At 46.0% G+C, this 22,861-nt stretch carries 18 protein-coding genes and 1 pseudogene; 6 read left to right on the plus strand and 13 right to left on the minus strand.

The features are described from left to right. Positions 1–51: 51 nt before the first annotated feature. From yidC to rpmH, 3 genes are read right to left on the minus strand one after another with little or no spacing between them, the layout of a single operon-like run. Positions 52–1,728 (minus strand): membrane protein insertase YidC, encoded by a 1,677-nt coding sequence (gene yidC, locus Nant_RS00805; RefSeq protein ID WP_054339740.1) that lies wholly within the window; start codon positions 1,726–1,728, stop codon positions 52–54. A 13-nt stretch (positions 1,729–1,741) separates the two neighbouring features. After that, positions 1,742–2,119, minus strand: a complete 378-nt coding sequence (rnpA, locus tag Nant_RS00810; RefSeq protein WP_054339741.1) for a ribonuclease P protein component — start codon at positions 2,117–2,119, stop codon at positions 1,742–1,744. A gap of 30 nt (positions 2,120–2,149) precedes the next feature. Beyond that, on the minus strand, positions 2,150–2,284 hold the full coding sequence (gene rpmH / locus Nant_RS00815; RefSeq protein ID WP_054339742.1) for a 50S ribosomal protein L34: 135 nt from the start codon (positions 2,282–2,284) through the stop codon (positions 2,150–2,152). A 477-nt stretch (positions 2,285–2,761) separates the two neighbouring features. Here rpmH and dnaA point away from each other — a divergent pair, with 477 nt between their 5' ends. From dnaA to gyrB, 4 genes are read left to right on the plus strand one after another with little or no spacing between them, the layout of a single operon-like run. Beyond that, complete coding sequence (gene dnaA, locus Nant_RS00820) at positions 2,762–4,270, plus strand: chromosomal replication initiator protein DnaA (RefSeq protein WP_054339743.1); 1,509 nt, start codon at positions 2,762–2,764, stop codon at positions 4,268–4,270. Positions 4,271–4,297: 27 nt separating this feature from the next. Beyond that, positions 4,298–5,401, plus strand: coding sequence for a DNA polymerase III subunit beta (dnaN, locus tag Nant_RS00825; protein ID WP_054339744.1), 1,104 nt, complete (start codon positions 4,298–4,300; stop codon positions 5,399–5,401). A 47-nt stretch (positions 5,402–5,448) separates the two neighbouring features. Then, entirely contained in the window at positions 5,449–6,540 is a 1,092-nt protein-coding gene (gene recF, locus Nant_RS00830) for a DNA replication/repair protein RecF (protein ID WP_054339745.1), read from the plus strand. A 14-nt stretch (positions 6,541–6,554) separates the two neighbouring features. Next, complete coding sequence (gene gyrB / locus Nant_RS00835) at positions 6,555–8,975, plus strand: DNA topoisomerase (ATP-hydrolyzing) subunit B (protein WP_054339746.1); 2,421 nt, start codon at positions 6,555–6,557, stop codon at positions 8,973–8,975. Positions 8,976–9,337: 362 nt separating this feature from the next. On the opposite strand, the gene Nant_RS21480 is transcribed toward gyrB, so the two are convergent. From Nant_RS21480 to Nant_RS00850, 4 genes and pseudogenes are all read right to left on the minus strand, one after another. Continuing rightward, the gene (locus Nant_RS21480; protein ID WP_202904917.1) at positions 9,338–9,523 is read right to left on the minus strand and encodes a Na+/H+ antiporter NhaA; all 186 of its coding nucleotides are present in this window, start codon (positions 9,521–9,523) and stop codon (positions 9,338–9,340) included. Next, positions 9,489–10,766 (minus strand): annotated as a pseudogene (gene nhaA / locus Nant_RS00840) (Na+/H+ antiporter NhaA). The gene Nant_RS21480 and the pseudogene nhaA overlap by 35 nt, the downstream one beginning before the upstream one ends. 109 nt (positions 10,767–10,875) lie before the next feature. Continuing rightward, entirely contained in the window at positions 10,876–11,277 is a 402-nt protein-coding gene (locus tag Nant_RS00845; RefSeq protein ID WP_054339747.1) for a Rap1a/Tai family immunity protein, read from the minus strand. Positions 11,278–11,437: 160 nt separating this feature from the next. Further along, positions 11,438–12,415 carry an AraC family transcriptional regulator gene (locus Nant_RS00850; protein ID WP_082399999.1) on the minus strand — a complete coding sequence of 326 codons (978 nt, stop codon included), beginning with the start codon at positions 12,413–12,415 and terminating at the stop codon, positions 11,438–11,440. Between the two features lie 143 nt (positions 12,416–12,558). On the opposite strand from Nant_RS00850, the gene Nant_RS00855 reads away from it, so the two are divergent. Next, positions 12,559–13,479 (plus strand): DMT family transporter, encoded by a 921-nt coding sequence (locus tag Nant_RS00855; RefSeq protein WP_054339749.1) that lies wholly within the window; start codon positions 12,559–12,561, stop codon positions 13,477–13,479. 157 nt (positions 13,480–13,636) lie between these two features. Here Nant_RS00855 and glyS read toward each other — a convergent pair whose 3' ends face one another. After that, positions 13,637–15,688, minus strand: coding sequence for a glycine--tRNA ligase subunit beta (glyS, locus tag Nant_RS00860; RefSeq protein ID WP_054339750.1), 2,052 nt, complete (start codon positions 15,686–15,688; stop codon positions 13,637–13,639). After that, entirely contained in the window at positions 15,688–16,659 is a 972-nt protein-coding gene (gene glyQ, locus Nant_RS00865) for a glycine--tRNA ligase subunit alpha (protein ID WP_054339751.1), read from the minus strand. The genes glyS and glyQ overlap by 1 nt, the downstream gene beginning before the upstream one ends. Positions 16,660–16,799: 140 nt before the next feature. Here glyQ and Nant_RS00870 point away from each other — a divergent pair, with 140 nt between their 5' ends. Beyond that, positions 16,800–17,696, plus strand: a complete 897-nt coding sequence (locus Nant_RS00870) for a lysophospholipid acyltransferase family protein (RefSeq protein ID WP_054339752.1) — start codon at positions 16,800–16,802, stop codon at positions 17,694–17,696. Between the two features lie 3 nt (positions 17,697–17,699). Here the strand turns inward: Nant_RS00870 and Nant_RS00875 are convergent, their stop codons facing one another. From Nant_RS00875 to fmt, 4 genes are read right to left on the minus strand one after another with little or no spacing between them, the layout of a single operon-like run. Continuing rightward, positions 17,700–19,148 (minus strand): TrkH family potassium uptake protein, encoded by a 1,449-nt coding sequence (locus tag Nant_RS00875; protein ID WP_054339753.1) that lies wholly within the window; start codon positions 19,146–19,148, stop codon positions 17,700–17,702. A 17-nt stretch (positions 19,149–19,165) separates the two neighbouring features. Then, positions 19,166–20,542, minus strand: a complete 1,377-nt coding sequence (gene trkA / locus Nant_RS00880; protein WP_054339754.1) for a Trk system potassium transporter TrkA — start codon at positions 20,540–20,542, stop codon at positions 19,166–19,168. A gap of 18 nt (positions 20,543–20,560) precedes the next feature. Then, positions 20,561–21,859: a 16S rRNA (cytosine(967)-C(5))-methyltransferase RsmB gene (gene rsmB, locus Nant_RS00885; RefSeq protein ID WP_076495875.1), complete on the minus strand. Its 1,299-nt coding sequence runs from the start codon at positions 21,857–21,859 to the stop codon at positions 20,561–20,563. After that, positions 21,856–22,809, minus strand: coding sequence for a methionyl-tRNA formyltransferase (gene fmt, locus Nant_RS00890; protein WP_054339833.1), 954 nt, complete (start codon positions 22,807–22,809; stop codon positions 21,856–21,858). Before fmt ends, rsmB begins: the two co-directional genes overlap by 4 nt. Positions 22,810–22,861 lie beyond the last annotated feature (52 nt).

Below are 22,861 nucleotides of genomic sequence, written 5' to 3' on the forward strand. Positions count from 1 at the left end.
AGGGGGATTGAAAAAGGCTCCCGTAGGAGCCTTTTTTTACATCAAGCTATGTTAAGTCTTGACCGGTTCGGCTTCAATCTGTTTGTTGATTACGTATTGCTGTGCAATCGACAGAATATTGTTCACTACCCAGTACAGCGTCAGACCTGCAGGGAACCATAAGAAGAAGAATGTAAACATGATAGGCAACATCTTCATCACTTTGGCTTGCATAGGATCTGGTGGTGCAGGGTTCAGCGATTGCTGAATAAACATACTCACGCCCATAATAATAGGCAGAATAAAGTAAGGATCTTTAGTTGAAAGATCGGTCAGGTAGAGAAAGTCAGCCTGACGTAATTCAACAGATTCCATCAGAACCCAGTACAGAGAGATGAAGATCGGCATCTGTGCCACGATAGGTAAACAACCACCTAGCGGATTGATCTTCTCTTTTTTGTACAACTCCATCATCACCTGAGACATCTTTTGACGATCATCGCCATGCAGTACTTTCAGGCGCGCCATCTCAGGGCCAAATTTACGCATTTTGGCCATAGATTTAAATGCTTTAGCATTTAGCTGGAAGAGTAACGCTTTCACTAGAAGCGTGATGCAAATAATAGTCAGCCCCCAGTTACCAACCACACCATGAATCCATTTCAGCAGGATATATAGAGGCGATGCGATCCACCACAACCAGCCGAAATCGAGCGTGCGATCCAGCATTGGTGCCGCTGCTTCCATCTGGTCTACATCTTTAGGGCCGGCATAGAAAGACGCTGAGACTGTTTTTTCACCGCCAGCAGGGACTTCAAAAGAAGGAGAAACAAAACCAGCAATGTAGTTGTCATTTAACTTACGGGTGCTGTAAGTGTACTCAGCACCCGCGCCAGGCGCAGGAATCCAGGCACTTAAAAAGTAGTGCTGAACCATGGCTGCCCAGCCATCAACGGAGGTTGACTTGAAGTTAGCTTCATCAACATCATCAAAAGAGTATTTTTTGTACTTATCTTCAGTGATAGAGAAGACAGGCCCAAGATAAGACTGCATACCCATATCAGTAGATGAGTTTGGATCTGGACTTTTGTCGCGTTTGATCTGCGCAAAAAGATTGGCCGCAAATGGCTTGCTGGATCCATTATTGACGATATATTCCTGGCCGATAGTGTAAGAGCCTTTCGAAAATATATATCGCTTAGTTATGTTAACGCCGTTTTCGTCTGTCAGCAGTAAATCTACATTAATGCTGTCCTGGTCATCCAGTATGTATTGGCTCTTCTCTACTGAATAGGTAGGGCGTCCGGCTGGATTTGCATCCGGGCCGTCAGGACCAACCAGGCCACTCTGAGAAACATAAGTGCGGGTAGGTGTTTGTTCCAGAAGAATAAAAGGTAGGTCGCTGCCGAGAGTAGCTTTATAGGCAGGCAATGCTACCTGAATAATATCGCCGCCTTTAGCATCGATAAGAACGTCCAGAACATCTGTTTTTACAGTAATAAGCTGCGTTGAAGCGTTTGCTACAGGTTTAATACCGGTTGTCGGTAAATCTCCCGGGCTATTGCTTGAACTGGTGGGGCTAACTGTAGTTGGAAGGTCGCTGCTTGTTGATGTACTGCCATAGACAGAAACAGAAGCAACAGGGGTTTGTGCTATTTGTTGCTGACCGTAATCATCATTCCACTGTAAAACCAGCATGTATGAGATAAGCGCTAGAGCGGCAACCAGTATGACTCGCTGTACATCCATAGATTTAAGACCGTTAATCCTGCTTGTTAAGTACGTTTTTGGCTTTTTTATTTAACCGGGACCAGCATTTTTCTGCCAGGCGATTTAAATCGCTAGCACTCATGTCGCCAAGTCCGGGCCGAGCCAGAATAATCATATCGACAGGGGGTAAATCGTGTTGTTTAAGACGAAATGATTCGCGAATGATACGCCGAACATGATTACGTTTCACTGCTCTGCGAACATTCTTTTTAGAAATAACAAACCCGAGACGAGGATGTTCGAGTCCGTTGAGGCGGGCTAGTATAAGGATTCGCTGCTCAGGTACTTTGATAGTGACACTATCAAATACCTTTTGAAAATCCCCGGCAGTCAGCAGGCGCAGCTGTCGGGGATATCCGAATTCGGTCATTCAATTACCAGACCCGGTCGCTGTCTATAATTAAGCAGACAGACGTGCGCGGCCTTTTGCACGGCGGCGATTGATAACAGCGCGACCACTTTTAGTTGCCATGCGAGCACGGAAACCGTGAGTACGAGCACGTTTTAAAACGCTTGGTTGAAAAGTTCTTTTCATGAGATTCAGTCCTACTATTAACGTAACGCTTGGTATTAGTGCTCGGTTATTAGCTAGCTGAAGCTTTACAGAGCAAAATTAAGACGCGAAATTCTAGTGAATTTATTATGATTATTCAAATGCTTTTTTAGTTAATCGTGTAAACAGTTCAATTATAGCGTGTAGGCTAGGATTTTTTACGGCGGGGCAGTGAAAATTGAATAACAATGTTCATAAGCTTGTAGGTTCTTTTAAAACAACAACTTATCCTGTGAGTAACATGTTAGATATGATGTTTATTTGTTGTATATAAGTCTAAAAAATTCTAAAAAACACCTATAATTCAAAAGATTAAATAGTTTTTTTTATTTTTAATTTTAATTGTTAATATTCTCTGCTGTCGTGTGGATAAGTGATGTTTATCAATGTAGAATAGCCGCTATATAACAATTACTTATGTTGTTTTTAGTACATTTTTATCATTTTTGCGGAGAATCTATGTCGGGAGATTTGTGGGAACGATGTTTGCCTAGTTTGCAAAGCGAATTCCCTGCCCAGCAGTATAATACCTGGATTCGTCCCTTAAGTGCTGAAGACAGCACGGGTCCGGCACTGGTTCTGCTTGCCCCTAATAGATTTGTTCGTGATTGGGTGAATGATAAATTTTTGTCCCGCATAAGGCAGGTCGTATGTGATGTTTCCGGCGATGTCAGTGCTGATGTGCGTGTAGAAATTAACTCGGCCGAATCCGGTTCTGCGACATCCCGGCGCATGCCTATGCCTCCAAGGCCGCGTCCTGTAGCTCCTCCCGCGTCTGTTTATGTTGCCCCTACTCCTTATGAAGCGGCTCAGTCTGACTCGCGCGCACCTGATAATGTGAGTGCTTACTCCCGCTCTGTTACCTCTAATCAGCCGCCTCAGCTTGAACTTGATGTGGGTTTGATTGAGCCTGCAAGGACAGTTGATGTCGAAGGTGGATTACGCCATCAGTCGAATTTAAATCGGGCATTTACGTTCGAGTCTTTTGTGCAAGGTAAGTCTAATCAGCTAGCTTTGGCGGCGGCGCAACAGGTTGCTGATAACCCGGGCGGTGCTTATAACCCACTGTTTATATACGGTGGTGTCGGCTTGGGTAAAACCCATCTGATGCATGCTGTTGGCATGGAGATGTTGCGTCAGAACCCTAATGCCCGCATCGTTTATCTGCACTCTGAACGCTTTGTTGCTGACATGGTTAAAGCACTGCAGTTGAATGCGATCAATGACTTCAAGCGCTATTATCGTTCTGTCGATGCGCTGCTGATCGATGATATTCAGTTTTTTGCCGGTAAAGAGCGGTCTCAGGAAGAGTTTTTCCATACCTTCAATGCGTTACTTGAAGGGGGTCAGCAAATGATTTTGACCAGTGATCGTTACCCGAAAGAGATAATCGGCGTGGAAGAACGCCTTAAGTCTCGTTTCGGTTGGGGATTAACCGTAGCTGTGGAGCCACCAGAGCTGGAAACGCGGGCGGCAATCGTGATGAAGAAGGCTGAAGAGGCAAAAATTATCTTGCCAGATGATGCTGCTTTCTTCCTCGCGCAAAAGATTCGTTCCAATGTCCGTGAGCTTGAGGGAGCCCTGAAACGGGTGATCGCGAACGCACATTTTACAGGTAATGCAATAACCACGCCTTTCATTAAAGAATCATTGAAAGACTTGCTGGCATTACAGGACAAACAAGTTAGTATTGACAATATTCAGCGGGTAGTCGCCGAGTATTACAAGATCAAGATATCCGATTTGTTATCGAAGCGCAGAAGTCGCTCGGTAGCACGTCCGCGTCAGGTGGCGATGAGTATTTCCAAAGAATTGACCAATCATAGTTTGCCTGAGATTGGTAATGCCTTTGGCGGTCGCGATCATACGACGGTGTTACATGCTTGCCGTAAAATAAAAGAGTTACGGGAAAGCGAACCGGATATCCGAGAGGATTATCAGAACCTGCTACGTCATCTGACGGCGTAGTATTGGAGCGGAATAGGATAGGTTGCCATGAGATTCGTTATTTCACGAGAAGCACTGATTAAACCGCTGCAATTAGTAGCGGGTGTAGTGGAGCGTCGTCAGACACTTCCAGTGCTATCCAATATTTTATTGGTGGCGGAAGATCATAAACTGTCTATGACAGGGACCGATCTTGAGGTTGAGCTGGTTGGTAGTGTGGTACTGGATGAACCGGCAGAGCCTGGTTCCATTACGGTACCCGCACGTAAGTTAATGGATATCTGTAAATCATTACCCGATGACTCTCAGATTGAAATGGCGCTGACGGGTCAGAAAATGGTTATCAAGTCCGGTCGTAGTCGTTTTACCCTTTCTACGCTGCCGGCGGCTGATTTTCCTAATGTTGAAGATAGTCCACAGACATTTGACCTGACATTGTCACAGGGGCAGCTTCGTTACCTGATAGAACAAACGGGCTTCTCGATGGCCCAGCAGGATGTGCGTTATTACCTGAACGGCATGTTGTTGGAAATCGCAGATGGTTCGTTGCGTACTGTTGCAACCGACGGGCATCGTCTCGCTACGAGTGTCACCGCGGTTGAAACAGATCAGCAAGCGGCACAGCAGATTATTGTTCCGCGTAAAGGGATTCTTGAGCTGGCTCGTTTGCTACAGCATGGCGATGAACCGTTGAAGCTGGTTATTGGCGCTAATCATATCCGTGCTCATGTAGGTGACTTTATTTTCACCTCTAAGCTAGTAGACGGAAAATTCCCGGATTATCAGCGCGTTATTCCCCGTAATGGTAATAAGTTCGTATTAGGTGATCGCCAGGCGCTGCGTAAAGTGTTCAGCCGTATCGCGATTCTGTCGAATGAAAAATACCGTGGTGTGCGTTTGTCTCTGACCAGTGGGTTTCTGCAGGTGATGGCAAATAACCCTGAGCAAGAAGAAGCGGAAGAAACGATTGCTATTGATTATGAGGGAGATTCCCTTGAGATCGGTTTCAATGTTAACTACTTGCTGGATGCATTATCCATCCTGAACTCTGATATTGTTCGTTTTACACTGTCTGATTCTAATAGCAGTGCATTGATCGAATCTGAAGATGAGCAGGGTAATCTCTACGTTGTTATGCCAATGCGCATGTAAGACAGGATAATCAGCGTGAAGCCTGATGGGGCTTCACGCTAAAATTTATGCCGATCCGAAGCCTTTCTATTAAGAAAATACGCAATATTGCTGCCGTATCTTTCGAACCCTCCGAACGTATTAATATTATTTATGGTGCGAATGGTAGCGGTAAAACCTCGCTGCTTGAGTCGCTTCATTTTCTGGGTTTAACACGTTCATTCCGTACCAATCAATTTCGTTATCTGGTCACCACCGCAGAGCGAGAGGCATTAGTATTTTCTCAGATAGATGCCATGGGAAATGGTCAGGTTAAACCGTTGGGCGTAAGCCGTGATGTAGAGGGTGATGTTAAGATTCGATACGGCGGTAATAACATCGATTTATCTGAGCTGGCCGGACTCCTCCCTTTGCAGTTAATTAACACAGATACCTTTGAATTACTGGAAGGAAGCCCGTCTACCCGCCGCCAATTTGTTGATTGGGGTGCTTTTCATTCAGATCACAGCTTCATTCAGCTATGGCGGGCCTTTAAGCGCGTATTACAACAGCGAAATTCTTTGCTTAAGTGTGGTAAAATTGATCCTGTATTACGAAAAATCTGGGATGCAGAATTTATTTTATATGCTGAGCAGATGACAAACTTACGACAACGCTATATCGATCTGTTAATGCCTGATTTTGAAGAGATTTTATTAAGATTAGTCGGTGACTTATCGATCACTGTTAAGTTTTCTGCCGGGTGGGATCGTAAGCGCCCATTGGACGAATTATTGTCGGAATGCTTGTTAAGAGATCTTAAGCAGGGTTTTACCAGTATCGGCCCACAGCGTGCTGACCTTAAAGTTAAATCTGAAGGTATCAGCGCTTCTGAGCGTTTATCGCGTGGTCAGAAAAAACTGGTCGTCAGTGCCTTAAAATTAGCACAAGGCGCTTTGTTTCATCGTTTGAACAATCGGGCCTGTGTTTATCTCATTGATGATTTACCGTCAGAGTTAGATAAGCACCATAGCCGGTTGTTCTGTGAGTTTTTAGAACAAACAAATAATCAATGTTTCATTACCTGTGTTGACCCAGAATCGTTAACCGCCTTCTGGAAGCCCGATACCGCGGTGGCCTACTTCAATATTGAAGCCGGCCAATTAGTACCAACACACTGAGTCAGGAGAAGGCCATGAGTGGCGAAGAGCAGAGTTACGATTCCAATAGTATTAAAGTCCTCAAGGGGCTGGATGCCGTTCGTAAACGCCCGGGAATGTATATCGGCGATACCGACGACGGAAGCGGTCTGCACCACATGGTGTTTGAGATTGTGGATAACTCTATCGATGAAGCACTGGCAGGTCATTGTAGTCAAATCAGCGTTATCATTCATCCCGATGAAAGTGTTTCTGTTTCAGATAATGGCCGGGGTATTCCTACCGGTATTCATGAGGAAGAAGGCGTATCTGCTGCCGAAGTCATCATGACGGTTCTGCATGCCGGTGGTAAGTTTGATGATAACAGCTATAAAGTATCCGGCGGTTTGCATGGTGTTGGGATCTCGGTGGTCAACGCCCTGTCGTGTGAGCTTAAGCTCACGATACGCCGCGCTGGTAAGGTGCATGAACAAATCTACGTTCACGGTGTTCCTCAGGCTCCGCTAGCGGTGGTAGGTGAAACTGACCAGTCCGGTACTGAAGTGCGATTTAAGCCTTCTGAAGCCACCTTCACCAATGTTAAATTCCAGTTCGACCTGTTAGCTAAGCGTTTACGAGAGCTGTCATTCCTTAACTCAGGGGTGCGCATAGTACTAACCGATGAGCGCAGTGATCGTCAGGAAGTATTTGAATACACGGGTGGCTTGAGTGCGTTTGTTGAATATCTTAACCAGAACAAAACACCGGTCAATAAAGTGGTTCATCTCACCGGTATGCATGATAACGGTGTAGGCGTTGAAGTCGCATTGCAGTGGAATGACACCTATCAGGAAAGTCTGCATTGCTTTACCAACAACATTCCCCAACGTGACGGTGGTACGCATCTGTCAGGTTTCCGTTCGGCCCTGACGCGCTCGCTTAATACCTATATCGAGCAGGAAGGCTTAAATAAAGGCAGTAAAATAAGTACCTCTGGCGATGATAGCCGTGAAGGTTTATGCGCTATTATTTCAGTTAAAGTGCCGGATCCTAAGTTCTCTTCGCAGACCAAAGACAAACTGGTTTCGTCCGAAGTTAAAACTGCGGTAGAGCAGATGTTTGCTCAGCACTTTGCGGATTACCTACAAGAAAATCCACAAGAATCTAAATCGATTGTTAATAAAATGATCGACGCGGCGCGTGCCCGTGAAGCGGCGCGTAAAGCCCGTGAAATGACACGTCGTAAAGGCGCACTGGATATCGCAGGCTTACCGGGTAAATTGGCAGATTGTCAGGAAAAAGACCCTGCACTGTCTGAAATATACCTGGTAGAGGGTGACTCTGCGGGCGGTTCTGCTAAACAAGGACGTGATCGCCGTACACAAGCGATTCTACCGTTGAAAGGTAAAATTCTTAACGTAGAAAAAGCACGTTTTGACAAGATGCTGGCCTCCGTAGAAGTCGGCACGCTGATCACAGCCTTGGGTTGTGGTATTGGCCGTGACGAATACAACCCTGATAAGCTGCGTTACCACAGCGTCATTATCATGACCGATGCCGACGTGGATGGATCACACATTCGTACTCTGTTGCTGACCTTCTTCTTCCGCCAAATGCCCGAGCTGATTGAGCGTGGTCATATCTTCATTGCACAGCCTCCTCTGTATAAAATTAAAAGAGGCAAGCAAGAGCAGTATCTGAAAGATGATGAGGCGTTAGATAACTTCCTGTTACAGGGAGCCCTGGAAAATGCCAGCTTACACGTACATCCGGATGCACCTGCGATTACCGGTGAGGCGCTTGAAGCGCTGATTAATCAGTACCGTACTGTGGATAAAACCATTGATCGCCTGAGTAAACTTTATTTGCCGCAAGCACTCACTCAGATGCTCTACCAATCTGTTTTAAGTGTAGATGATCTGAAAAATGCAGACGTCGTTCAAGGCTGGATGGATACACTGGTGGCGGCCCTTGAAATAGGGGCGAGTGTCAGCGAGCGTTATGAATCAGAATTGATCTACGATAAAGAGCACAGCGTTTACCTGCCGAAAGTCACCCATATCAACCATGGTGTTGATACAGACTTCGTGTTCCGCCGAGACTTTTTCTCCTCGCGTGAATACGCCACAATTTCGGCGTTAACTATTGTGCTCGATAACTTGCTTGAAGAAGGCGCCTACGTAAAACGCGGCGAACGCACCTTACCTGTTACCTTCTTCAAAGACGCCATTAACTGGCTGCTAGAGCAATCGCGCCGTGGGAACTCGATTCAGCGCTATAAAGGACTGGGCGAAATGAATCCGGATCAACTGTGGGAAACTACAATGGATCCAGATGCCCGTCGCATGCTGCAGGTCACCATTGAAGACGTAATCTCAGCAGATCAGCTGTTCACTACCCTGATGGGCGACGAAGTAGAGCCTCGACGTGCCTTCATAGAGTCGAATGCACTGCATGCCACGAATGTGGATGTGTAGCTTCTGTTTGTGTAAAATCTCATGAAAGATGAAATGCCGCCTCACTAGTGTGAAACGGCGTCTCATGAGAGATGAAATGTGCAATAAAAAGGCAGCCTATTGGCTGCCTTTTTCGTTATGTTTTTAATAGGCTGTGTTGCCGCTGAGCCTCTTATTGGATCTTTACTGGAAATCAGTTAGGCTTCCGGCTGAAAAATCAGCCAATATTTTTACCTAAAACTATATTAACTCTTTCTCTTTCTATAAATGGATTTTACAGATTTGAAGCTATGCTACTCCGTCTTCTTAAATGGCCATACGCATACAAAAAACCACTCTTATAGAGTGGTTTGATGTTTATGGAGACGTGTTATCCCAATGAATTAATGATGTGCTTCCCCAGACATTTCTTGTTGATCACTACTGACGGGCTGGTTTTTGGAGGCTAGATAGAGCCAGATAAATCCGCTGATACCAGCGGTGAGTGATGCAAATAGAATCCCTGTTTTAGCCATCAGCAAGTCTTCCGGGTAATTAACGAAACCTAATTCTGCGATAAAAATAGACATGGTGAAGCCTATTCCGCCCATGAATGAGACACACAACGATGTGACTCATATTGAGACCTTTAGGCAGTTCGCTTACGCCCAGTTTGACAGCCGCCCATGTGAAGCCAGCGATCCCGATTAACTTCCCAAACACCAGTCCTAACCCTATTCCCATGGTGACGGGATGAGTGAAAACGTCACCAATATTGGCAAAGTCTATCGGTACGCCAGCATTGGCCAGAGCAAAAATAGGGATAACGAGATAGGCGGTCGAAAGATGTAGTTTATTTTCCAGAATCTGAGCAGGTGCCTGTACTAGATTAACCCCGGTACCCAGCGCGCGAACCCGAGAGCGTAGCGCATCATTAACGATTATATTTTCATTCTTTTTAAAGGCAGACTTAATGCTCTCCACACCTTCCTGAATCTGATAGAGGAACCGCTTCGGATCATACTTTGGCTTCATCGGAATCGTGAACGCCAAGATAACCCCCGCTAATGTGGCATGAATGCCGCTTTTAAGCATCGCTATCCACAGGATAATGCCTATCAGTGTATAAGGTAGTAAGGTGCGTACGCCTCCTAAGTTGAAGCAGATCAGAATGAAAATGGAGAGGCCTGCTAACAAAAGCGCCGTTATATTCAGGCTTTCGGTATAAAAAAGTGCAATCACTATGACCGCACCCAGGTCATCAACAATAGCCAGTGCGACTAAAAACATCAGTAGACTTTGAGGAACTCTATTGCCTAATAAAGCTAATGCACCCAATGCGAAAGCTATATCGGTTGCCATGGGAATACCCCATCCATCAAGGGTATGTCCGCTTGGGTTGATGGCTATATAGATCAGAGCAGGAACAATCATTCCGCCAACGGCAGCAATAATCGGTAACATCGCTTGTTTCACATTGGCCAGTTCACCGACCAAAAGCTCACGCTTTAATTCTAAGCCTACCACCAGAAAGAATATGGCCATCAGGCCATCAGGCCATCAGGCCATCAGGCCATCATTGATCCAGTGGTGAAGAGTTTTAGATAACTGAAACTCCTCTAGCCCAATAGTGAAATAGAGCTTAAAGAAGTCATGATAGTGATGAGCAAGCGCACTGTTAGCAATAAACAGAGCGATAACAGCACAGAGCATCAACAAAATACCACTGGTTGTTTGCCTGTGGATGAATACTTCAATTGGAGAGAGTACTTTCTCGAATGCGCGTTCCCAGGGAGCTATATGTTCTTTACCTAAACAGCGCTTGTACTTCATTATGATCTCCCTTTGAGATTCAACTCAGACTGTATAAAAACCATAAAAAATGTATCTTTGATTATTTCGAGCAAGATTATACCTATATATTGCCAATTAGCACTTATGACTACTCACAGGGATAAAGATTTCGTAAAGTCAGATAAACCGTGCTGGCTTTGTCTAAGTCTTCGCTGCCGTTAGTGCTTTCAACTTCTTTAAGGATAGCACTAATGACGGTTTTTTCTGACGTGTCTTCGGGTATACAAAAACCGGCATAGAATGTGGCTGGCACAACAGCTTGTGTTCTGCCTACGCGAGTTTTGAATGCCCTCTTGAAAAAATCTGATTTCTCTTCATTGTCGATATCACTATCAAATCGTTTAATAATTTCACTGTCTGTTAACTGAGCCCCAGCCAAAAAACCGGAAATATATGCACTATCCAAATCATTATTGGGCGTATTTTCAGCCAACAACGCTGGAGAGAACAGGCAGGCCATTATTGTGACGATATGCGTTATTTTTCTCATTATTACACCTCTGTTGTGAATGACAGTGTTGCTGGCATTACCATTGATCACTTTTCTTCAAAGTTGAAAAAAGTGCACGCTAGAAAGATCGACGTAATGATTATCTGATGCTTTCAATGCAGATAAAAATTGATATTAACTATATATGATAAATAGATGATCATCTATGTATTGGGTTGCAGTGTATCTTGTGATATCGGGCGGGTGTTACCCCTACTTGTTGTTTAAATATACGGCCGAAATGACTCTGGTTACTGAAGCCGCATAACAGCCCGATATGACTCAGTGACAGAGATGCCGCTTGAGTCGATAGCCCGGATCTTTCAAACTCTACTCTGTCGGCTGAAGGCATCGCTAACAAATGCTTGGCACGCTCAATTCTTAGTCGCGTAAGGTATTGGTGCGGAGTAGATGCCAAGCTGATGTGAAACATACGGTTGAAGTGAAATGGGCTGAGTTGTGCCACTGTCGCCAGTTCCTCTAATGAGACGGTATGCTCCAGACGGCTACGCATATACTCGATGACTCTCGCTCTGATTGAGCGTGTCAGGCCTCCGCGAAAAAGTTCAGGTGCTGATCTTAGTCGTACATGATGCTTGAGTAAATGTAGCATTATCTCTTCACTGCTTTGTTGCAGTGCTAATTGGTCACTACTGTCCTGCCAGTGCGACGACAGTACGCCATTATGAAGTAGTTGCACCAACTGCGGGTCACTGGCGTAGGTTAAGTCTGGTAGTTCGATACAGCGCGGATCCAGATCCAGAGCGGTGACCGCAAGCTGGCGTAAGGCGTCATCTGTAAAATACAGATGGACGAATTCCAGATGCCCTTCTATCTCCCATTTGGAATCATGCCCCACAGGAAATAAACAAACGCTGCCTGGCTCCCCTCTGAGCTGCGGAAGATCGCAACGTCTGATATGCGGGCCACCACCCTGCAGGTAAATACTCAGGGTATGATGGTTTAAATTCTGATAAGTAACCCGGTCCCAGTCATTAACCCACTGGGCAAAGCTTATCCCTCCAGGTAGTGCGCAGGCATTGCGACGTATCGCATTAGATGCCGATAGAGTGTCGTCCACGCTGCTGGATGGAGGACGCATACCGCTATCTAAGAACGAAGGTTGTCGGTTTTTCATTTTATTAGTTTAACACTGTCATCTTAAACGGTGTTTGCCTTAATGGTGGCATGCTTAAGCGAACCGCAAGATAAGAACAAAAGCGCAAGATTGTGATATCTCCTTTCATGAAAAAACGTAATATCAGCCCAAAGGAGAATCTGATGAATGCATTTTTATATCTGAATACAGTTTTGATTTGGGGTACTACATGGATTGCTATCCATTGGCAGATGGGCGATGTTCCTGTGTTAGCATCGGTGTTTTACCGCTTTGCTATAGCGGCTGTTTTATTACTACCTCTGCTCTACATAAGCCGACAGGTGCAGGCTACCACGCGAAAAGATCATGGTTTTATGATGCTGCAGGGTGTGTGTTTGTTCTCGCTGAACTTTGTTTGTTTTTATACGGCTAGCCTTACGATTGCCAGCGGTCTGCTGTCGGTAATATTTTCTGCCGCTACCTTGTTTAATGCATTCAATAGTCGTTTGTTCTGGGGCGAGCGCCCTTCTTCTGAGGTGTTTTTCGCCGGGGTATTGGGTGTGTGTGGTTTAGGTCTTATGTTCTGGCCAGAGTTGAGTCGCAACGGTTTTTCGCTCACTGATCTTAAAGGCATCGGTTTGGCGATGCTAGGTACCTATTTGTTCTCTCTGGGTAATATGATTTCAATACGCCATAGTAAACGGGGACTGAAACCATTAACCAGCAATGCTTACGCAATGATTTATGGTGCGCTGTTTCTTGCTGGGTTATTAGTTATTACAAGGACGCCTCTCATGTGGGATAGCGCACCGCGCTATGTGGGTAGTCTTTTTTATCTGGCCATCGTGGGCACTATCATTGGTTTTACAGCCTACTTGTCTCTTGTCGGTCGTATTGGTGCCAATAAAGCTGCTTATGCTACGGTGATGTTTCCGGTAGTTGCTTTGAGTCTTTCCACCATCTTTGAGGGCTATCAGTGGAGTCTGAGTAGTGTGGTTGGTTTGTTGTTAGTTTTCTCAGGGAATGGTTTGATCCTTGGTGTGCGCTTACCTGGTTTGGGTTTGTTAAGAAAGATAATCAAAGCTTCGCCTGCGCCTGATTAGAGATCAGTCTATGTTTCACGTGAAACACGCAGCTGTTAGTAAAGAATAAGCCAGCAAAGAATAGAGTAATAAATAGCAGACATTAAAAAACCGGCAGTCGCCGGTTTTTTAATGTCTGGACTAAGCCTGACAATAAGCTAGCTCTCCATTAGATAAGCTAGCTATTAAGCAATGAAATATCTGCCGTTCTTAAAAACAGATCCCGCAAATTCGAAAGAAGCGCTAAGCGGTTATTTCTTACACTTTCATCATCAGCCATCACCATCACGCTATCGAAGAACGCATCTACATCGGCCTGTAGTGATGCAAGCTCTGCAAGTGCGTGAGTATAATCGCCGGCGGCGAAAAGAGGCTGAAGACGCGTTTGCAGCGCTTCAACGCTGCTATGCAATTTAATCTCTTCTGCTTCCTCCAGCAGAGAAATGTTAACTGTGCTTTCCGTTGAAAGTTTGTTTTTCTCAAGGATATTCGACACGCGCTTATTCGCGGCTGCCAATGAAGCTGCTTCCGGTAATGTCTTGAAGCTGTTCACTGCATTAACGCGTTTGTCGAAGTCTAAAGGATTGGTTGGACGCACGGCGACAACGGCTAAGTAGCTGTCTATTGATACGCCTTTGTCTTCATACCAGGCACGTAAACGTTCCAGCATAAAGTCTGTGGCTTTCTCTGCTGCGGTTGCAGCAGCGGGAAGGCTTGCGTGTAAAGAAACAGCCTTAGTCACCAGGTCTTTCAGATCCAGATCCAGTTTGCGCTCAATGATGATACGCAGCACACCCAATGAAGCACGACGTAACGCGAACGGATCTTTTGAACCTGTTGGCGGTTGGTTGATGCCGAATAGACCGGTGAGTGTGTCAAGACGATCAGCTAGCGCGACAGCGATACCAGCATTGCTTTGTGGCAGATCATCGCCTGCAAATTTAGGGAGATACTGTTCATTAATAGCGATGGCTACTTCTTCCTGTTCGCCATCATGTAATGCGTAGTGGTAACCCATCAATCCTTGCAGGTCGGTGAATTCAAAAACCATGTCGCTGAGTAGGTCACCTTTTGCCAGGTACCCTGCTCTTTTTGCATTCTCTACATCGGCATGTAGTAGTACAGCGATGTGTCCTGCCAGTGCAGAGATGCGTGTGGCTTTGTCCAGCACGGTCCCCAATTGGTTCTGGAAGACTACACTAGAGAGCTTTTCGACACGTGATGCTAATGTACTTTTCTTATCGGTTTCATAGAAAAAAGCAGCATCGGCTAAGCGCGGGCGAATGACTTTTTCGTTACCTTCGATCACTTGCTGCGGATCTTTAGATTCGATATTAGCGACCGTAATGAAGTACGGCATCAGCTTTCCATCAGCGTCGACAGCATGGAAGTACTTCTGGTTTTCCTTCATGGACAGGATTAATGCTTCTGCTGGCACATCAAGAAAACGTTCTTCGAAGCGCCCTGTTAGGGCTACCGGCCACTCATTTAGCGCCGTTACTTCATCTAATAAATCCGGATCTATTTCGACAGTCCCGCCAATCTTGACTCCAGCATCGATAACCTGCGAGTTGATTTTTGCGCGACGTGTTGCAAAGTCGGCTATCACATAACCTGGAGCGAGTAGTTTAGCTTCGTATTCGGAAGCATCGATCAGCTCTATTTCATGGTTGTAATGGAAGCGATGTCCGCGCGTTTTACGGCCAGATTCAAGGCCAAGAATGGTGGCAGGAACGACTTCATCACCAAACAGCATTACCAGCCATTTAGAAGGTCTGACGAACTCAATACGGCTGGAACCCCAACGCATACGTTTAGGAATCGGCAGTGCGTTTAACGATTCTTGAACAAACGCAGGAAGCAGGGATAAGGTATCCGTCCCCTTTTCCGTGGTGCGATAGATGTAGTAATCGCCTTTGTTTGTTTCGAGGACTTGTAAATCCGACGACTCAATACCACAAGAGCGTGCAAATCCATCAATCGCTTTTTGGGGCGCTTTGCATGAAGGGCCGCGTTTTTCTATCTCAGCATCCGGTTGTTGGATGCTCACGCCGCTGATTTTTACAGCTAAGCGACGTGGCGCCGCGAATGAGGTGACGTCGCCAAAGGTAATGTTGGCTTTTGTTAATGCCTCGACAATGCCTTTAGTAAACGCGTTGGATAAAGATATCAGGGATTTTGGGGGTAACTCTTCTGTGCCGAGTTCAACGAGAAAATCACGAGTGGTCATTATTTCTCCACCTCATTGGCAGCAAGCACTTCATTGCGCAATGCTTCAGTTGCTAAAGGAAAGCCGAGTGCTTTACGAGTATCGAAGTAGCTTTCTGCTACACCGCGGGCCAGTGTACGAACGCGAAGAATATAACGTTGGCGTTCGGTTACTGATATGGCGTGGCGGGCATCCAGCAAATTGAATGTATGAGAAGCTTTCAATACTTGCTCATAAGCGGGCAAAGGTAGCGGCTTATCAAGGGCGAGAAGCTTCTGGCATTCACGCTCATAATGGTCGAAGTTTTCGAACAGCTTAGGGACATCGGCGTGTTCAAAATTATAAGTAGATTGTTCTACTTCATTTTGGTGGAATACATCACCGTAGGTCACTACGCTGCCGTCAGGGCTTTTTGCCCAGATAAGATCGTAGACACTGTCTACGTTCTGCAGATACATGGCAATACGTTCTAAGCCATAAGTAATCTCGCCGGTCACCGGGTAGCATTCAAGTCCACCGGCTTGCTGGAAATAAGTGAACTGAGATACTTCCATACCATTCAGCCATATTTCCCAACCGAGTCCCCATGCGCCAAGCGTTGGCGATTCCCAGTTATCTTCAACGAAACGTACATCGTGCACCAGCAGATCAACACCGACTCTTTGCAGAGACTCCAGGTATAGCTCTTGGATATTATCCGGAGATGGCTTTAGCGCCACCTGGAATTGATAGTAATGCTGCAGTCGATTAGGATTTTCACCGTAGCGTCCGTCAGTCGGGCGTCGGCTAGGCTGAACATAAGCCGAACGCCATGTTTCGGGCCCTATTGCACGTAGAAATGTGGCAGGATGAAATGTTCCTGCGCCGACTTCCATATCCAGTGGCTGGATAATGACGCAGCCCTGCTCCGCCCAATAGGTTTGAAGTGCCAGGATTAATCCCTGGAACGTACTTACATCTGGAGTCGCATTGTCCGTCACGAAAACCACCATTTCTGAAATAAAGTGAAAAAATTAGCGCTGAATTATACACCATCGACTTACTTTTTCCTGTTCAATACTGCTGTATGGTTGGCGCTAATATTCTTTTTATATGATTTATATATAATGTATTTATTTTTCAGGTTAAATAAATGAAGCAAGTAAAGGCGTATGTTGCGATTGCTATACTTGGATTGATGTCCTTATTGTCTTTGAAGTTGGCGCAAAGATTTGGAGGGTTTCTGGGTAAGCGGTTCGCTAACAATCAGGATTCTGATGTTTCTCGGATCACGCGGATCAATGTAGAGCTGTGTTTTACTGATCTTTCAGCTGACGAGAAAAGCCAATTAGTTCGGTCGAGTGTTATACAAACCTGCAAATCGTTCTCTGAAATGGGGATGTCGTGGTTTTGGTCCCCAGCCCGGTTACTTAAAACAATCAGAAAAATTGAGAATGCGTCATTGATGGCTGATGCTTTTAAGCAAGGATCAGGTGTTATTTTTATTGCTCCTCATCTGGGCAATTGGGAAGTATTGAATTTTTATCTATCAGAGCGCTACCCTTTAACCGCTATGTATCGCCCTCCGAAGTTAAAGTTATTAGATGATCTGATTAAGAAGCGTCGGGCAAGGCTCGGCACTAGGCTAGCACCTGCTGATGCTTCAGGCGTTAGGATGGTGATGAAGGCGCTGCGGCGTGGTGAGGTGGTTGGGATTTTGCCGGATCAGGAGCCTGTGACAGGTGGTGATTTTTCTCCCTTTTTCGGCCATAACGCTTATTCGATGAAGCTGCTCGCCCAGTTAGTTAAGCAGACAGGAGCCAGAGTTGTTTGCGGATATGCTGAGAGATTAAGCGACGGAGAAGGTTTTGATCTCCACTTTATTGAAGCGGATCAGTCTATTTATGATCAAGACCTGGGAACCGCGATGGCGGCAATGAACCGCTCGGTTGAACAGTGTGTCCGAGCGATTCCTGAGCAGTATCAGTGGGAGTATAAGCGTTTTAATTGCCAGCCTGAGGGCATAGAAAGCCCTTATAAGAAGCGCTAATGTTTAACGCCGCCAGAACGCTGGGGTAAACAGCACGAGTAGCGTAAAGACTTCAAGGCGCCCCAGCAGCATGGCGAAGCACAATATCCACTTGGCGGTTTCATTCAAATCCCCGTAGTGCACCGCTACATCTCCTAAACCCGGGCCTAGATTGTTAAGGGTGGCGCCTACCGCTGACCATGCTGTTACTTGATCCAGTCCAGTGCCTAATAATGCAATCATCATAAGGATGAAGACAAGCAGGTACACCGAGAAGAATCCCCACACTGCTTCCAGCACTCTATCTGAAATGGGTTTATTACCCAGCTTAACGGGTATTACAGCATTAGGATGAACGAGTCTTTTTATTTCCCGATAGCCTTGTTTAAGTATTAAAAGGATACGGATAACTTTCATGCCGCCCCCTGTAGAGCCTGCGCAGCCACCGGCAAAAGCGGCAACAAATAACATAAAGGGCAGCATTACCGGCCAGTGTGCGAAATCGGCAGTAGCGAATCCTGTCGTGGTGGCAATAGAGACGACCATAAACGAGGATTTTCTGAGTGAGTCTAGTGGCGCGTATGTATGGGTGCCAATGAGGGCAACGAATGTGATCAAAAACACCACGCCGAGTATGCTTAAATAAAATCTGAATTCAGGGTCATGGAAGTAATGCAGCAGCGTTTTCTGGCGCCATCCATAAAAATGGAGACTGAAATTCACCGCCGAAATTATCATAAAGAAAGTACAGATTGCTTCGATAAGTGTGCTATCAAAATATCCAATACTACCGTCATGTGTTGAAAATCCGCCAATGGCAACCGTGGAAAAGCTGTGACCAATGGCATCGAATAAGGTCATTCCGGCTAGCCAATAACCCAAAGCACAGGCAATCGTAAGCGCCAAATAGATGTACCAGAGTGCTTTTGCGGTTTCTGTAATGCGCGGTGTCAGCTTGCTGTCTTTTACTGGTCCGGGTGTTTCTGCCCGGTAAAGCTGCATACCACCGATACCCAGCATAGGTAATATGGCAACTGCTAGAACGATAATTCCCATGCCTCCAAGCCATTGGAGCTGTTGACGGTAATAAAGAATAGATTTTGGGAGTAAATCAATACCGGTCATTACGGTTGCACCGGTCGTGGTTAAGCCAGATAAAGACTCAAATACAGCATCAACAATGGTCAGATGAGGGCTGGCTGACAGGATTAATGGCACCGCGCCAAATAAGCCGAGCACCACCCAAAACAATACGGTGATCAGAAACCCATCGCGTGTTCTCAAGTCTTGTTTTACCCGGTATACAGGCAGCCAAATAAGGAACCCTGTGAGTAACGTAATGGCGAATGCACCCACAAAAGCATAATCGTGGCCGTCATTATAAAATAACGAGACGCCAATGGGTGGCAGCATGGTGATGCTAAACACCATGAGCAGTATGCCTAAAATTCTTAATATAACGCGATAGTGCATAACCAGTTCTCAGAGTGTTAGAAGAATGCCAAACCGACTTGGAATAGCCGCTCTACTTCCCCAATTCTTCGTTTATCAACGAGGAACAAAATCACATGGTCGCCATTTTCAACAACAACATCATCATGTGCAATTAAGACTTCTTCATTACGCACAACAGCGCCGATAGTTGTACCGGGTGGCAAGTCGATTTCTTCTATTGTGCGCCCCACTACTTTGGAGCTTCGTTTATCGCCGTGAGCAACCGCTTCTAGAGCCTCAGCTGCGCCTCTTCGTAATGAATGCACGGCAGCAACATCGCCTCGTCTTACATGTGTCAATAAAGCGCCGATCGTGGTTTGCTGAGGTGAAATCGCAATATCGATAACACCGCCTTGCACTAAATCTACATAGGCCGGATTATTGATAAGTGTCATTACCGTTCGGGCGCCCAGGCGCTTGGCTAGCATTGACGCCATAATGTTGGCTTCGTCATCGTTAGTTAACGCACAAAAGACATCAGTATCTTCAATGTTCTCTTCTAATAACAATTCTTTGTCAGATGCGCTGCCGTTAAGAACAATGGTGTTGTTAAGCGTACGTGCAAGTAGGTTGCATCGTGGCATGCTGCGCTCAATGATTTTTACTTGGTAATCGTTTTCAATATCACTGGCTAAGCGAGCCCCGATGTTTCCTCCACCCGCAATGATGATCCGTTTGTAGGGATTATCCAGACGCCGTAGTTCGCTCATGACGGCGCGAATATCTTTTTTTGCCGCAATAAAAAAAACTTCATCGTCGGCTTCTATAACGGTATTACCTTGAGGGATGATCGGTTTTCCCTGCCTGAAGATGGCTGCTACACGCGTATCAACAGAGGGCATATGGGTACGAAGGTATGCGATTTCGCGCCCTACCAGCGGCCCACCGTAATACGCCTTTACAGCAACGAGCTGTGCCTTGCCGCTTGCGAAATCGAGTACTTGTAACGCGCCGGGTTGCTGAATAAGGCGTTTGATGTGTTGAGTTACCAACTGTTCCGGGCTGATCAGAACATCAATAGGTAGTGCGTCTTTGTTGAACAGTAACTTTTCTTGCTGCAGATAATCATAAGCACGCACCCGCGCGATTTTGGTAGGTATATTAAATAGAGTTTGGCCTATCTGACACGCCACCATATTGATTTCGTCACTGTTGGTGACGGCAATAAGCATATCTGCATCCTGGGCTCCTGCCTGCGCTAATGCGCTTGGATAAGAGGCGTTTCCTTCGACCGTCCGTATGTCCAGTCGGTCTTGCAGCTCACGAAGCCGATTAATATCCGTATCGACAATAGTAATGTCATTTGCTTCGTTGGCCAGATTTTCGGCTAGCGTGCCACCTACCTGGCCAGCTCCAAGAATAACTATTTTCATTCGGGTTATCCGCTAAGGTTAATCGTCAGCTTTTTTTAAAATCGCGTAATAGAAGCCATCATGACCGTTGGGTTGTGGGAATAGCTGTCTGCCAAAAGGGCGTTCAACCCCCCATTTTGCTTTAATCGGCGTATGGTTAGCGTCACTGTGTTCCTTTATGAAACGTTCTATCAGGCGCTCGTTTTCCTGCGGAAATATTGAGCAGGTGGCATACACAAGTGTCCCACCCCTTTTTAGCATATGCCATAAGTTATTGAGTATTTTTAGTTGCAGGTTAGACAGTGCGTGAATCTCTTCCGCTTTGCGTAATATTTTTATGTCAGGATTTCTACGGATCACGCCAGTTGCGCTACACGGCGCATCAACCAGTATTTTGTCATACGGGTTGTTATCCCACCATGTGTCTGTGGACGCATCGGCTATTAATATATTGGCTTCAAGATTTAAGCGTGTGAGGTTGTCTGTTATACGTTCGGCTCTGGTTGATGATATCTCCAGAGCATCAACTGATATGTTTGGGTTAGATTCCAGCAGATGACATAGTTTGCCTCCGGGAGCCGCGCATGCATCTAGAATACGTTCGCCATTTTGTGGGTCGATTAGCGCTGCACTTAGTTGAGCGGCTTCATCCTGTACGCTGATATCACCTTCTGAAAAGCCAGGCAATTCGGTTACATCAACAGCTGCAGAGAGCATTATTGCCTGTTTCGAATGAGCGCACTGCTCTGCAGCAATGCCGGCTTCTTCAAGAGACTGTAGGTATGTTTCACGTGAAACGCTGCGTTGGTTTACGCGTAACGTCATTGGAGCTTGCTGGTTATTCTGAATTAAAATTTCTTGCCAGTATTCAGGCCAGTTGTGTTTGAGCTTTTCAATGAACCAGATTGGGTGGTTGTACAAAAAAATAGTGTTGTCATAAAGTGATTCGATGATCTGGTCTTTTTCTCTGCTGAAACGTCTCAGCACCGCATTGAGCAGCCCTGTAGTTCGTTGTGCATCAAGCTGATGTGCCGCTTCCACTGTTTCGCTGATGGCGGCATGAGCAGGTATTCTCATCTCTAATAGCTGATAAAGGCCCACCAATAAAAGCGCGTGAATGTGAACATCAGATTTGCGTATGGGTCTTTCCAGAAGCGCTTCAGATATTAACTGCAGTTTGGGTTGATTACGTGCCGTGCCGTAGCAAAGCTGTTTAAGCAGTGATCTGTCTTTATCGTCGCAACGTTTAAGAGAGTCTCCCAGTGTTTGTGTCAGGGAGCCTTTATCGTTAAGTAACGGTGCGATAGCTAAGGCGGCTAAGCCGCGTACATTGATCATATCCCTAAGTGTGTTCCTGTTGAGAAAAGTTCTTTACGGGCATTGAGCACGTCTCGTGATGATAGCGGCTTGCCTCCCGGCAATTGCAGACGGTCTATCGAGAGTGTTGTTCCATTACCGCAGGCAATAATAATTTTTTCTTTGGTCGTCTCAATAATGATGCCCGGTGCTGCAGTGGTTGTTGTCGCTTCTGGTGATGCACTTATGATCCGGAGGGTATCGTCGCCGCGTGTGGTAAATGCAACGGGCCAAGGTGAAAGTCCTCGAATTTGCCGGTCAATGACCTCAGCTGTTTCTGCCCAGTCGATTAGTCCTTCCTGCTTCGTCAGTTTGTGTGCGTAGCAGGCATCCGCGTTATTCTGTTTTACAGGGCTTAATTGCTTATCGGTTATTAGCCGGAGTGTATCCAGTAAGGCCTCCGCGCCCTGCTCTGCGAGCCTATCGTGCAATGCGCCGCTGGTATCTTCTGGAAGAATGGGGCAAGTGGATTTGTACAGCATATCACCGGTATCGAGGCCTTCATCCATTTGCATAATGGTGATACCCGTTTCGGAGTCACCTGCCAGTAATGAGCGGTGTATCGGTGCAGCGCCTCGCCAACGAGGTAATAAAGATGCATGCACATTAATACAGCCCTGCTTCGGCGCATCAAGAATAGCTGCGGGCAAAAGTAGTCCATAGGCTACGACAACCATAAGATCAGCGTTAAGAGCCCGTAGAGCGGCTTGTTCAGGCTCTTCTTTAAAGTTTTGTGGCTGATAAACAGGAATGTCATGTTTAATCGCTAGCGCTTTAACGGGGCTTGCTGTGAGCTTACGGCCTCGGCCTGCAGGCCTGTCCGGCTGAGTATAAACCGCAACAATCTGATGTTCGCTGCTAATCAGGGCCGCTAAGCTACTGGCTGCAAAATCGGGAGTGCCGGCAAAGATTATTCTTAAAGGTGTTGTCATAAGGAGGCCCATAAACAAAAACAGGCTTGCATAGAGCAAGCCTGTGGGTAAT

The organism is Neptunomonas antarctica (assembly GCF_001305295.1).
Taxonomy (GTDB): Bacteria; Pseudomonadota; Gammaproteobacteria; order Pseudomonadales; family Balneatricaceae; genus Neptunomonas; species Neptunomonas antarctica.